The organism is Paucisalibacillus globulus DSM 18846 (assembly GCF_000482485.1).
GTDB lineage: Bacteria > Bacillota > Bacilli > Bacillales > Amphibacillaceae > Ornithinibacillus > Ornithinibacillus globulus.
In genome coordinates this window covers 1-14147 of the sequence record NZ_AXVK01000032.1, presented here as the reverse complement: position 1 = coordinate 14147, position 14147 = coordinate 1, and the positions used below count along the sequence as shown (strand labels likewise).

Annotated in this window: 12 protein-coding genes; 5 read left to right on the top strand and 7 right to left on the bottom strand. The window is 34.2% G+C overall.

Annotated elements, in window-relative coordinates; all coding sequences use genetic code 11:
* Positions 1-18 precede the first annotated feature (18 nt).
* From K332_RS0110505 to K332_RS0110495, 3 genes are all read left to right on the top strand, one after another.
* Positions 19-306: a hypothetical protein gene (locus K332_RS0110505; RefSeq protein WP_026907422.1), complete on the top strand. Its 288-nt coding sequence runs from the start codon at positions 19-21 to the stop codon at positions 304-306.
* A gap of 156 nt (positions 307-462) precedes the next feature.
* Positions 463-2127 carry a recombinase family protein gene (locus K332_RS0110500; RefSeq protein ID WP_026907421.1) on the top strand — a complete coding sequence of 555 codons (1665 nt, stop codon included), beginning with the start codon at positions 463-465 and terminating at the stop codon, positions 2125-2127.
* 71 nt (positions 2128-2198) lie between these two features.
* Positions 2199-3953 (top strand): recombinase family protein, encoded by a 1755-nt coding sequence (locus K332_RS0110495; RefSeq protein WP_026907420.1) that lies wholly within the window; start codon positions 2199-2201, stop codon positions 3951-3953.
* A gap of 292 nt (positions 3954-4245) precedes the next feature.
* On the opposite strand, the gene K332_RS22350 is transcribed toward K332_RS0110495, so the two are convergent.
* Together K332_RS22350 and K332_RS0110485 are read right to left on the bottom strand one after the other, a co-directional pair.
* Positions 4246-4905, bottom strand: coding sequence for a hypothetical protein (locus K332_RS22350; RefSeq protein WP_051359428.1), 660 nt, complete (start codon positions 4903-4905; stop codon positions 4246-4248).
* Between the two features lie 42 nt (positions 4906-4947).
* Positions 4948-5241 (bottom strand): hypothetical protein, encoded by a 294-nt coding sequence (locus tag K332_RS0110485; protein ID WP_026907419.1) that lies wholly within the window; start codon positions 5239-5241, stop codon positions 4948-4950.
* Between the two features lie 135 nt (positions 5242-5376).
* On the opposite strand from K332_RS0110485, the gene K332_RS0110480 reads away from it, so the two are divergent.
* A complete protein-coding gene (locus tag K332_RS0110480; RefSeq protein ID WP_026907418.1) occupies positions 5377-5784 on the top strand; it encodes a YugN family protein in 408 nt (135 codons plus the stop codon).
* A 206-nt stretch (positions 5785-5990) separates the two neighbouring features.
* Here K332_RS0110480 and K332_RS0110475 read toward each other — a convergent pair whose 3' ends face one another.
* The 5 genes from K332_RS0110475 to K332_RS0110455 form a co-directional block, all read right to left on the bottom strand.
* Positions 5991-6497 carry a DoxX family protein gene (locus K332_RS0110475; protein ID WP_036688676.1) on the bottom strand — a complete coding sequence of 169 codons (507 nt, stop codon included), beginning with the start codon at positions 6495-6497 and terminating at the stop codon, positions 5991-5993.
* Positions 6498-7030: 533 nt separating this feature from the next.
* Complete coding sequence (locus tag K332_RS0110470) at positions 7031-9616, bottom strand: FtsX-like permease family protein (protein WP_026907416.1); 2586 nt, start codon at positions 9614-9616, stop codon at positions 7031-7033.
* The gene (locus tag K332_RS0110465) at positions 9613-10296 is read right to left on the bottom strand and encodes an ABC transporter ATP-binding protein (protein WP_026907415.1); all 684 of its coding nucleotides are present in this window, start codon (positions 10294-10296) and stop codon (positions 9613-9615) included. The genes K332_RS0110470 and K332_RS0110465 overlap by 4 nt, the downstream gene beginning before the upstream one ends.
* 143 nt (positions 10297-10439) lie before the next feature.
* Positions 10440-11441: a sensor histidine kinase gene (locus tag K332_RS0110460; protein ID WP_026907414.1), complete on the bottom strand. Its 1002-nt coding sequence runs from the start codon at positions 11439-11441 to the stop codon at positions 10440-10442.
* Position 11442: 1 nt separating this feature from the next.
* Positions 11443-12126 carry a response regulator transcription factor gene (locus tag K332_RS0110455; protein WP_026907413.1) on the bottom strand — a complete coding sequence of 228 codons (684 nt, stop codon included), beginning with the start codon at positions 12124-12126 and terminating at the stop codon, positions 11443-11445.
* A 267-nt stretch (positions 12127-12393) separates the two neighbouring features.
* Between K332_RS0110455 and K332_RS0110450 the strand changes: the two genes are divergently transcribed.
* Positions 12394-13677, top strand: coding sequence for an IS110 family RNA-guided transposase (locus K332_RS0110450; protein ID WP_026906195.1), 1284 nt, complete (start codon positions 12394-12396; stop codon positions 13675-13677).
* The last annotated feature ends 470 nt before the right edge of the window (positions 13678-14147 follow it).

Below are 14147 nucleotides of genomic sequence, written 5' to 3'. Positions count from 1 at the left end.
AATTGAGGGGGAATTACTATGAAAAAGAAAGCAGTTGGATATGTGTCTGTCCTAAAAAAGGATGCAAGAAGTAAAGAACATAAAAAGGTTCTAGAAGGTTTTCAATTGGTTTGTAATAGAAACGATTGGGAATTAGTTAAAATCTACGAGGATAAAAAGGACAAACCTAATGATCCAACACCTGAAATGATTAAAATGTTTAAGGAATTATCAATGAATAAAAATAGTGAGGTAGAAATATCAATTTCGTATGCTTTTGGTCAATATATAGTAAATGCGAAAAATAAGGTCTTAAAATTAAAATGAATTTTTGATTAGTAAAATAATAGTCATGGAAGATACAAAAGTGAATATCGGGTATCTTCCTGACACTAAAAGGAGTACCAAAAATACTATGAAGGAAGGATGTCTATAAACTTAATTATGATAACATATCCTTCCCTCTAAAGGGGGAGTACATAAATGAAGAAAGCAATTGTTTATAAAAGAACTAGTGAAATGGGTCCTAATTTTCACGAGAAAATAAGTATTGAGGCACAAATGAATGAAATTGAGGGTTATTGTGAGCGAAAAAATTATGAAATAGTAGAATCATTTGTTGATAAAAATTATAGTGGAGGTAATGACAACAGACCTGATTTCCAGTTAATGTATTCATTTTTGGAAGAACACCATAAGGAAATTGATGCTGTGGTTGTATATAATTTAAGTAGATTTTCTAGAAATCTAACGGATCTAAAGGAGTATCTAAAAATACTAGATAAGTACGATATTGATTTTTTATCTGTTATGGAGCCATTTTGCGAATTATCGGGTTCTGCAAGAGGATTTATGATTAACATTTTAGGTTCCGTTGCCGAGCTGCAACGAGAACAGAATGCAGAAATTGTACGAAGCGCAATGATGTTAAAATCAAGACAAGGAAAACATATGGGAGGCAAGGTTCCATATGGTTACAAAGTAAGCAAGGAAAGTGGAAAATATGAAATTGTGGAAGGTAAGGCAGGGGTTGTAAGATATATTTTTAATAGTTATTTGGAAGGTAAGAAAACTACCCAAATTGTTGAAGAGATTAAATCGGCCCGTGCTAAATCAGAAGTGAAATTAAACGAAAGTTCTATTGCAACAATTTTAACAAATGAAAAATATACAGGGAAATACGAATATGGGAAAACAAAAAACAATCCAAATGGTGATGGGAAAAAGAACATGGAAAATTGGGTGATTATTAATAACAATCATCCAGCAATAATTTCAAGAGAAATATTTGAGCAAGTCCAAAAAGAAAGAGTAAATAGAAGAATAATAAAAGCGGTTAAAGACAAAAAGCCTTCTAAGGGACAGAAACTTCTAACAGGACTAGTAAAATGTAGTCGTTGTGATAGCCATTATCACGTATCATCGAGCACACGTGATTACAAAGACTATTACTATTATATGTGCAGCGATAAAAAGTGTTCCCAGAAAAAGATTAGGAAGGTGCAACTTGAACACTTCGTTTTACAATCTGTTGCAGAGATACTTAATCCAGAAATACTTAAGGAATTATATATGGAAGAGTATGAAAAAGTAATAAAAAGAATAAGCATCAGTTTGGAACATGATAGATACACTTACAAAAAGATTCAGGATTTAATCAAAGAAAAAAATATTTATTTGGATATTATTACTGATGAGATAAAACAGGAAATAAGTGTTCTTACTGATGATTACAAAGAAAGGGTAAATAAAATTAACAAACAAATATCTGATTTAGATAAGCAGGTATGCAGAAATAATATTAAGTTTATTAAAGAAGACTTGCCTAATTCCAGCCAAATGATCGAAGTACTAGAGGATAGTGTATATAAATTAGAATTCTTAAAAACATTTTCTTTTCGAACTATAAAAAACTTGGTGAAGTACTATATAGAAGAAATTATTATTACTGACATTAGTAATTCCAATGAATCTTCAGTAGAAATTATTTTTAAAAAAGATATCCCTTCTATTAAGACTACTATAAAAAGAGGCCAAAGAAACTTACCGGAGGAATTAGAATTTAGCGATGATGATTATGAGTATGATTCATTTATTTTGATTACAAATGTTATTTCACAGATGAAAGAACTAGGATTTGCGGTTTAAAGAGGACGAGTATTGACTCGTTCTTTTTTTATTGGCCCGTTATAATACATCTAAAATAAGGAGGGGTGGAATTGAATAACTTAAAAAAAGCATTAGCTTATATTCGAGTTTCAAGGTTAGGAAAAGAAAAATCCAAGACTTCCAATAGTAAATATCGAGATAAAGAAAGTCCTCAAACCCAGATGGAGCATATAAAAAGGTATTGTGAACAAAAAGGTTATGAGATTATTAATATTTATGAAGACTTAGATTACAGTGGAGGTACAGATGACCGGCCTGATTTTCAAAGAATGTTTCATGAGATAAGGACAAATCAAGATATCGACGCAGTAATTGTATATAGTCTAAGTAGATTTGCAAGAGATGTTTTAGATTTGAATAAATATTTGGTTGTTCTTGAGGAGCATAAAGTTGATTTTGTATCATGTACCGAGGAATTTTTGCGAACTGATACTATGTATGGGAAATTTCTAATTAATATAATTGGTGCTGTTGCTCAGCTTCAGCGGGAACAAATTGCCGAAAATGTACGTGATAATATGCGAAACAAGGCTTTAAGGGGTAAATTCTTAGGAGGGATCCCTCCTTTTGGATATTATTTAAATGAAGATATTCAAAAATTTGATATAAAAGAAGATGAAGCTGAAGTTGTAAAACTGATTTTTGAAAGATATTTAAATGGAGATGGCATCATTAAAATTAGAAACTATTTAAATTGGAATGTAATTCTTGGAAGAGATGATTATTCTGTTGGAACACTTCAATCTATATTAAAAAATGTCCAATATACTGGTGATTTTGTATACTCAAAGCGAAAAAATATTAGTAGAACTAGGAAGAAAAAAACTGACAAAGATGAGTGGATAATTGTTGAAAAAAATCATCCGCCTATTATTTCAAAACAACAATATTTACTGACCCAAAGGTTGATGAAAAAACGAAATCGCTCCAAACCTGAGAATTTAGATAAGAGAGTAAGTGGAAATCAATTTTTAAGTGGTATATTGAAGTGTTCCACCTGTGGTCATAGATATTATCATGGACCGAGAAGAAACGGCTCTGGGAATAAGTTTGATTACTATGTTTGTGGGGGTTATAAAACAAAGGGAAAACCCTACTGCACAAATAAAAGAGGTCTAAGAATTGATCGTATTGATCAAATAATTAATGATGCAATAATAGAATTGTTTCAGGAGGATAATTTTGTAGATATGTATAAACAAACTTATTCTAGTTTTAGTAAAGAAATCGAGAAAGGGTTAAGAGAGATTGACAAGATTACGAGGAAGATAGGGGATTTGAAGGAAGAACAAAGCCGCTTTCTCAAATTAATTGTTCGAACAGAAAATGAACAATTAATTGGACAGTATGAGAATGAAATTCAAATTAGAAATGTAGAAATTGAAAGTTTAGAAAGGAAATTAAAGAAAAATACTCAGAGTGAGAAAATGAAGGATACGTTATTAGAACTAAAGGATTTGATTCAAGAGACTTTTTGTGATGACTTTAATTTTAATAATATGGCGAAACTAGAAATCAATCAAATTGGAGCAATCACAAGGAATTTTGTTAAAGTTGTCGAAATACAAGATGAGGAAGGGTATAATCGTACTAAGCTGGAGATTTCTTTTTCTTTTAGGAAAGAAGAATTAAAACTATTGTTGAATGTTAAATCTATAATCGAAAAATTAGATAGGCTGAAACTTGACCAAAAAGACATTGAAGACGGTAACCAAAAAATACAACAGTTAATCGATAAGGCACTTAGTGAATATAATAATTGTGTGTATAACGTAGAGAACGGTCCACCGGTATCAGCATTATAAACACGAATAAGTAACTAGAAAAAGACAGGATTATTTAAATCCGGTCTTTTTTTGGTTAGGGAGGAGTATCACTACTTTTTGTAAATATGAAAAGCAGCCTAAATTAATTGTTAATTAAAGTGCATGTCACTCTGTTTTTTTCTGTATTTGGATAGAAGTATTTATCTATAGAAAGAAAACCCTGAAGTGGAGGAACTTAGGACCTTTTGAAACAGGGTAATAAGAAGAGAATAAAGGTGAAAACTGGATAAACTGGATAATTAGTAAACTCAAGGAGATTACCTCAATGTAATTATAAGCCTGTTCCTTTAAACTGAAGTATAAATTTCTTTGTTAAAAGTAAAGAGACAATAAAAAGAAATTCTAATACATTCATGATTGGAAAGCTAATCCAATTTGCTAATACACTACCTAAGACCATAACGACTGTACCGCTTAAAAGCCAAAAGAACCGAAACTTCACCATTAAAATTGACCCAACAATTCCAAGGAGTAAAGTGATCACTATTACCATAAAAGGATTAGTTGACCCAACACTTTCATATGTTAATAAACCGTTTTTCCAGACTGCCTCAAGCTTAAGCCCCCTTATGGATACAAACAGTTCAAAGAGAATTAATCCGATGGTTAGGAGATAGGCTAGAACTTTGCTAAAAGCATGTTTTGCCCATGGTAAATCAGTCCTGAAACAAACACTCCAGGCGAAAAGAATTAGGGTAGGCGTAAACAGGGCATGTAGCCAAAATCGACCATAACTTAACCATTCCAGTACCGTCCCCTTACCAATAAATTTTCCGAAAGCAATGATGGCATTATCATAAATCAAACCAAGAATAACAAGCAGAAGTACGTTTGTAAGTTTAAACAAACCACGATTTTTCGAAAGTATTAGCCCCCATATAAAAAGACAAATATAACCGAGTGCAAGTAAGAAGAAAAGAGCTGTTTCCATTAGACCCACATCCTATTTTTATTGTTAGATAATTTCGCTTTGCTACTTTTGTTTTTCTTCTATGCTTAATAGCAGCATCCTGTATAGAACGTAAATGCCTATATATGCTCCCGATATTAAGAATAGAGGATTTAAAAATATTGCATGGATGGCTGTCATAAAAACTGTTTTATCTTTAATGATTTGATACACCGATAATGAAGCAATATTTCCAAATACTAATAGGGCTATAATTGTTACTAAATTATAAATAAGTCTTAGTCGTGTCCAAGTTTTTTGAGAATAAAACATGATTAAAGGAAGCACGATACTTCCAGTGATCAGTATGGCTTTCATCTTATCACCTACAAAAAAGACAGTTTTTTCTAGTATGGGATAATGTATAACTTCTATACAGTAGCTCTTTTAATAGGTTTGTATGTATTTTCCATAGTTGTTAATACTAAGGAAAATAGGGCAAGAGGTGATTTGGTGTTACATTTAGAAACAGATATGGAAGGTAAGCAAATGACATTTGGTGAAGCACAAAAAAAGCTGAAAGAGTTCGGTTTTCATATTGGTGGCAATTGGGATTATGATAGCGGACTTTTTGATAGTATAATGCACCGTGAGAATGGTGAAACATATTACATTCGCATGCCGTTTCAAGTGCTCGATGGTGAACTGGATAGAAAAGACGCATGGATTGAATTTCAAAAGCCTTTTGTAATCAAACATGTTGTCAATATTGGACTGGATAAGGACGAGACTTCGTTACTATCTGCAACTGGTTTTACTCAATTCCAGGAACCATTGGATAAGGACGGTTATATCCGAGATAAAAGTAAATGGCAGGAATTTGGTGAAGAAGCTATTGGGGATTTATTGAATAAGCTATGACTTTATGTTATCTGCCTTTATCGGGCCAAAGTCGGTGATTGTTAGATTAGATTTACATAAACGAGTGCGATGTTTTATGACTTATTAGGCCCCTTAGTTAGTTATTCCTATACTCCTTATTAATAACAAAAGAAGCTGTAATTAATAAAAAAAGGCTGCTCTTCCCTTCGCAGACATATGCTGAAGGGAGGAAACGCCTTTTGTTATTACACAAGAACTACAGTGTCTTTTTCTTGCTTCTTATGAAGTTTATTTTTTATTAGGTTTGTTAACGTTGGAAGTACCCATCGATCCAAACCAATTCTCCCTGCATTTCTTCCAGCAATGACAATGAATACCGTGAGAATAGCCATTTGAGCATCTAACATACCTGATCCACTAAATAGGAATGATAGGTTCATAGTAATGCCCATTAATGCTGCAAAGTTAGTAAATATCCCTACAATTAAAGCGAAACCAACTAACAATTCACCCCACATTACCATGAAAGAAAATATTTCTTGATTTGGGAGAGCTACTGTCTTCAGAAATGTAGCCCACCATTCTGGGGTTGCAGAACTTTCTGATGCCATTTTGATAAAACCACCAGCATCAAAGCCACCACTAGTAATCTTTGAAATACTTGCATTGATCCATTTTAAACCGATATATATTCTTAATAGTGCAAGAACACCTGCTACTATTTTATTACTACGAATAAAATTCATAATCATCCTTACCAACTCCATTATGTGTTTTTTTGTTCATTGTTTCACAATATAATCGAATATAATATTGCTACGATGCAAGTATAGCACGGGTATAAAAAATTCAATCCTCAATGCTCATCGTTTCACATATTAGTAACAATGTTTTGACATAATTATGAAATTCGTGTATTGTGGGTCAGATTTAACATACAAAATAAAATATCTATGTAGTACATTCTTTTAGAGTATTTCAATTGTGTTATAAGGATACTTGTCCTATAGAAGCAAAACCGACGTCATAAATTAATAAAACTGAGCGGTGTGACAGGTTCCACAACATGACTTAACATTGTGAACAAAATATGAATTTTAGAATGAAGAATGTACATGTATGGAAAAACAGATGACTTATTAGCAATCAGTAACAATAATAGATAGAGGGTTAGGAGAAGTTTTCAATCTTTTTATGCGAAAGCAATAGAGAGGCATTCAGTCTTACATTTAATAGAGAAAAAGGGTATAGAAAAGCGGTTAGCCTATTAGCTAACCGCATATATTTATATATTCTCTTGCTTTAAGCTCTCGATAATATTTTCTTTCTTAATTTTTGAGATGGAATACAACATCGCAGATCCTACTATTAAGAAAATCATAACTATAACGAGTAAGATACTCAGCCATGGTAGACGAAAGCCATATTCAAAGGTATAGCTCATGGATTGATGTATACCTAACATAATAAGTACACTTATTGGCAGTCCATAGGCTAAAGCTTTTACCCCATAAAAAATACTTTCATAATTGATCATCTTATTAAAACCTTTTGGAGTCATACCAACGGATCGTAACATGGCAAATTCTCTTTTTCGCAAACTGATACTAGTTGAAATAGTATTGAATATATTGGCAATCGAGATTAAGGAAATAAGTGTTATGAATCCATAGATGAAAATGGACATGAGCAAAATCATTTGCTCCTCTTGTTGTCGTCGTTGGTACACATTAAACACGTTAACGTTTGTATCCTTTAGTTCATCGATTGCTTCTTGCGTTCCCATTGGGTCGGAACTATTTAAATAGATATAAGGTGTCACTTCCAAGCCTAATTTATCCATCGTGGATTGGGGTATAATTAGGTTAACGCCTCCTAGACTAGCTGATTGGACGCCCATTGGTACGATATCTGTGAGTGCTCCAATTTGAATAGACTGAATCAATTCCGGTTGTAGTTCATTTCCCTCCATATCCTCGAACAGAGCTTTATATAAGTCAATTGTTTTTCCAACTTCTGTATCGATTGACTTTGTTTCAACCATTTTTCCTGAGGCACCATTCTGATACGAAATTTGATCAATAACAATAGCTAGAGTGGTATCCTGATTTATGAAATCGTTAGGATTTACACCAATTTGTTCCGCATAAGCTTGAAAACTTTCGTCATCCAAACTTTGAAGAGTAACATAATAAGGGTATTTTCCATCTTCTAGCGGTAACTCATTCGCTTCAACTTGTTTCTTCAACTCAGGTGATAATTCTTCGATGCTCATAGGTGCTTGCAAGTGTTCGTATACTTCCTCGGTAATCGTATAATCTGTTACATAATCCAACTTGGTATAACTTGCGAGTTCATCCTTTTCTAACTGACCACTGTAAATTAGTATGTCGTACTGATAATCATTCTGAGACATTTCAAGGGACTTTTTTAAATTGTCGGTAAAAAATGCAACAGATAAAAACAATACAATACTAATCACTAATGACAACAGGGTTGCCAAATATCTTTTTTTATTTCTTTTGGTGTTCTTCAGTCCTACTTCTGCTTCGATACCAAATACTTTTCGGACAAGTTTAGATGTTTTTACTGTTTTTCTAGATAATTTGATATCGTGAGTTTGGCGTATCGCATCAATGGCCGAAATTTTGGATGCTTTTTTTGCAGGTAAATAGGTAGAGATAAAAATGGTTACTATTGAAATGACACAAGCAACGATGATTGAAGCAGGTGTGACTACTAATTCTAGTTTTTCAGAAACACCAAGGGCACCATCCAAATATGTGTTAATAAACAAGAAGGTGATTCCAATACCAACTAAACCTGCAATAATCCCAATGGGAATACTTATTATTCCAATGACTGTTCCTTCAAAGAAGACAGAGTTTCGTTTTTGCTTTTTTGTTGCTCCAACGCTTGATAGCATTCCTAAATGTCTGGCGCGTTCAGATACACTAATAGCAAACGCATTATAGATTAATGCCACGGAACCGATAATGATGACACCCATAATAATGCCAGCTAAAGAAAACAGAGTTAGGCGTAAATTATCATTAGCTGTTACCCCATAATAACGGAGCAGTTCACTATTAAAATTCACAGCTTCTATTCCCTGTCCTTGTGCTAGGCTTTTTGCATGGTCAAATAGAGAACCTTTTACTTTATTTAATACGATAAAAGCATCAACCGTTTCATCTTTGGCTAAAGACTCTTCATCAACATAGCCAATGACCGTATAACCAGGTGACCAAGTTGGTTCCCAGGAAGGACGTTCAATGGTCCCAACAATGGTTACAGTTTTCGTTTCGTTTATTTGTAGTTCTTCATTCACTGAGTCTATTTCCCGTTGTAGGGGATGGCTTTGTGTAAGTGTTTTTCCATCTGTTTTATCCAAGCGTTCACCAATGTCAACGGTTAGTTGATCACCAATTTGGTAATCTACCTTAGCATTGGTTTGAATGGCTTCTGAAATAACTACTTCATTCTCATTATTAGGAAGTCTACCTTCGAGTACTTCTATCGGAAATTGTTCCATACCTTTTTGGTTGTAGTTTTGAAAAAATAAATATGGTTTACTATCATTTTGTGATTCATTTAAAGCGGCATAACCATCACTAGATAGTACTAGCGTTTTTGTTTCGCTGTCTTGTTCAATTGTTTCTAGTTGTTCTGCAATAACATTTTTATATTGAACATGCCATTCTCCATTCTTGGCTATGTCCTGCCGAATCATCACATCTAAAAAGGAAACACCAAGTGTCGCAACTGCTGTAATCATTGCCACCGAAATGATAACTCCAATAATGGTCACGAGTGATCGGCGTTTATTCTCTTTTAAATGCCTGATAGTGACTTTATTGACGATGTTCATGGGCGGATCACCTCATCTTTGGCAACCTTGCCATCTTCAATGGAGATGATGCGATTTGCTTGGAGCGCAATACGCTCATCATGGGTGATTACAATTAAAGTCTGATTATAGGTTTTGTTAAACATCTTAAGTAGTTCCATAATTTCTTCACTGTTTTTACTATCCAAGTTACCAGTTGGCTCATCAGCTAGCATAATAGCTGGATTGCTGATTAACGCTCTCCCAATCGAGACGCGTTGTTGCTGACCACCGGATAGCTGATTTGGTAGGTGGGTGAGTCGTTGGTTTAGGCCTAAAATTTCCGTAATCTTATTAAATTGTTTTTTGTCTACCCTTTGTTCATCTAGAAGCATTGGTAATTTAATATTTTCTTCAACGGTTAAGATAGGGATAAGATTATAAAATTGATAAATCAAGCCTATTTGTCTTCTTCTAAAAATAGCTAACTGTGTTTCATTCAAGTCATAAATATCTGTTTGATCAATAAGAACCTTTCCATTCGTTGGTCTATCTACTCCGCCAAGTAGATGAAGAAGTGTAGACTTTCCAGAGCCAGATGGACCAATAATACAAACAAATTCGCCCTTTTTAATAGAAAATGAAACATCATCAAGTGCTTTTACTGCTGTTTCTCCTTTGCCATACACCTTCGTTAGATTTTTAACTTCTAATATATTCATAAGAAAACCTCCATAAGTTCTTTGTCTATAGCTCAGTATATCCATCCAGTATGACTCTAAGGTGACTCTTAAGTGACAGTTTATTCACTTAGGAGATGTTCTAAGGTTAATGAAACCATGAAAATAAGCAGGGGAATGATTTCTCAAATCACCTGCTTGTAAAATTTAATATGAAAGGTTGTCCCGACACCTAGTTCACTAGTCACTTTTATATCCCCTTGTTGACTTGTGACGAAACTGTATGCCATCGCAAGGCCAATACCAACACTGTCATCCCCTGCATTTTTCCCTTTGTAAAACCTCTTGAAAATATAGGGGAGCTCTTCTTTGGGAATACCTTTTCCGTTATCAGATATGATAATTTCGGTGAAAAGGGCATTTTCAGAATAGTGAATAGAGATTTCTCCTCTTTCTGGAGTATGTTCGACACAGTTTTTGATGATATTAATGAGTGCTTCCACGGTCCAATTAAAGTCACCAATGAGTCTTGTCTGATCATCGCCAGTAATAGAATAGGTTTGCATTTTTATATCCATTGGAATCAATAATGGTTCAATTGCTGTCTGTATCAAGGAATGCACTGGAATCTTTTCTTTTTTTAGTGTAATGGTTCCTGCATCGATTTTCGAAAGCTTTAATAAGGAAGAAACGAGCCATTCCATGCGTTCTAGTTGTACATGTATATTCCGAGTGAATTCAGCACGCTTATCATCATCCAATCGTTTATCCCTTAGTAAATCCGCCATCACCATCATCGAAGTGAGTGGGGTCTTTAATTGGTGAGAAATATCTGAAATGGCATTTGTAAGTTTCACTTTATCTTCGTGTAACACGTTTCCTTGTTCGGAAAGCATTTTTGTCACTTTGTATATATTGCTTTTCAATAGGCTTAGTTCCCCTTCATAATTATCACGGACATCCAGGCGAAAGTCTCCATTTGCAATGTGCTGCAAGTATTCGGAAACTTTTTCAATCTCACGGTATCGCCATTTCGTAAAAAGAAATATACAGCTAATCAGTACTATCGAAATACCCAATACGAAAAGGGATGTAGGTATAGAAATAAATAATGCTACAATAGTTCCAATTAAGCTAATTAAAAAGAGAATCGTCAGTAGGATTTTAATTTCTCTATTACGCAGCAACTCATTCACCTACCTTATAGCCCATGCCCCGAATCGTTTTAATTAGCGTTGGGTTTTGTGGGTCATCTTCTAATTTTTCACGTAATCTTTTTATGTATACAGTCAAAGTGTTGTCGTTGACAAAATCACCGGCGACATCCCAAATTCGATCAAGTAGCTGTGTCCTTGTTAAAACCTGCCCAATATGATTGGCGAAAATAAGGAAGAGCCGATATTCTAAGGCGGTCAATAAGATTTCTTTTTCATTTTTATATACTTTACCCTCAGCTGTGTTTATTTGTATATCTTTAATTTTAATAACGTTCTTTGATTGCATATGACGATGATAGCGGCGTAATACTGATTTAATTCTGGAAATAAGTTCACGGATCCGAAATGGCTTTGTAATGTAATCATCCGCTCCAATATCAAGACCCATGACAACATTTACTTCATCATCAAAAGCGGTTAAAAAGATGACAGGGATATCCTGCTTTTTCTTCACTAACTCGCATAAATCGTACCCGCTACCATCAGGTAAGTTAAGGTCAAATAGGCATAAATCAATTTCCGTTATATTATTTTGAATTACTTCCATTGCAGAAACTACATGATGACAAAGTATGACCTCGAATTCCTCTTGTTTCAATGAGTACTCTAAACCTGAAGCAATAGTTCGATCATCTTCCACCAATAAGATTTTCATTCATTCCACCCCAACAATCTGTTTATTCTTATATAGTATTGTACGGGTGGGATACCGTCAAAAAATGTGACGTAAATTTTTGGTGAACACTCGTTGTCATCAATATTTTAGAGTGAAAGAATGTAGTACTATTTTTAAGTAGTTAGGAAAGCATTCCTGTAATAAAGCAAAATGAAGGTTGTACAAAAAAAGCCCCCTTGGTATGATACGAGGTGTCCACAGCTGTTCAGCAAAAATGGACCCTTAAATAAACCAAGGAGGACTATCATGAATTATAAACAAAATGAAAAGATTAATCAACTAACGGAAGAAACTTTGATTGTTGGGGTTGACATTGCTAAAGAGAGGCATGTTGCCCGTGCCCAAGATAATCGAGGGATTCAATTTGGGAAAGCTATATACTTTGAAAATAATTTTGAAGGTTTTCAACGTTTTATGTTGTGGATGGATGAATTATCCACAGAACACTATAAGAGTAATAGAACTATTGGTATGGAGCCTACTGGCCATTATTGGTTACCACTTGCTTACTGGTTAAAAGAGAAACACCAAAGGGTTGTTGTCGTAAATCCAGCTCATGTGAAAAAATCAAAAGAGCTGGATGATAATTCTCCTACCAAAAATGACGTAAAAGATGCCAGGGTTATTTCACGTTTAGTCCAAGATGGCCGTTATTCTGAACCGAATTTACCAGAAGGAATTTACGCAGAACTTCGAGAAGGCATGAATATGTATGATCAATTAATGAAAGATCTTCAAGCAGTACAAGGACGCGTCCACCAATGGATAGACAGGTATTTTCCAGAATATACAACTGTCTTTGCGAACTGGGAAGGCCAATCATCCTTGCAAGTTTTAAAGATGGGTTTGTTTCCTGATGAAATAGTAGAAACAGATGAAATAACCATTCTTCAAGAAATCCGTAAAGAGGTTAAAAGAGGAGTTGGATTGAAAAAGGTACGACAATTAAAAGAAATAGCTCGTCATTCTATCGGAATTCTAGAAGGTAAAACGATGGCAAGGTTCAAAATCAAAACCCTAATGGCTCAATATGTCCTTCTTCATGAAAAGATTCGTGAAATGTGGGAAATGATTGAGGGACTTACTAGAACGATTCCTGGTGTAAAGGAAATGGTAGACATAAAAGGTGTAGGGGACATTACAGTCGCTGCATTTTTGGCAGAAGTAGGCGATCTAAATAACTATAGTCATCCGGAACAAATTGTTAAATTAGCAGGATTGAATTTAAAGCTGGCCACTTCTGGAAAATGGAAAGGCAGAACGATAATCACCAAAAGAGGGCGACCAAAACTACGTGCTCTGTTGTATAAGGTCATTCTGCCATTAGTGAATCACAACCCCGCATTTAAGGCATTACATGAATATTTTACAACAAGAAAAGAAAATCCTTTGAAGAAGAAACAATCATTAATTGCATTGTGTTGCAAGTTGATTCGAATTTTGTTTACCGTAGGAAAAAAGCAAGTGGCATTTAGTCCGGAAAAAATGATGAATGATATACCGCATTTTAGCTTGCAGAATGCAGCTTAACTAAAAATTAACGCGTTACTCCTGATTTTAAAAGTTTTTCAAATTTCATTTAAATTTATATAGGGTAAATAACAACATCTGAAGCACGGAGCAGTCGGCAAATATTTATACTAGCGGGCAATGACCCTGGAGGAAAGCATTGCCGACCCCACTTCATGGATAGACCGAACGAAGGAATGTATGCGCAATTTGACGCAGTGAGATGTGGGAGGGTTTGTCGCTATGAGTATTGTGGGATTAATTGTGCGATCATAACACAATAGATTTCCATTTTTTTGAAAAAGAAAAGAATGGCTTATTACGTACACCTTTTTTCGCATAATCGCTATATATTCTTTGGTAAGTTTAAATAAAAAAGTTAATAATCTCTTTTAATTAAAATGAAATTCTAAGAAAAACGAAGAAAACAAGAGAAAACGTTAGTATATAGAGGGAGTATAAAAAACTTTCCGCCGACATAAGAAAAACTA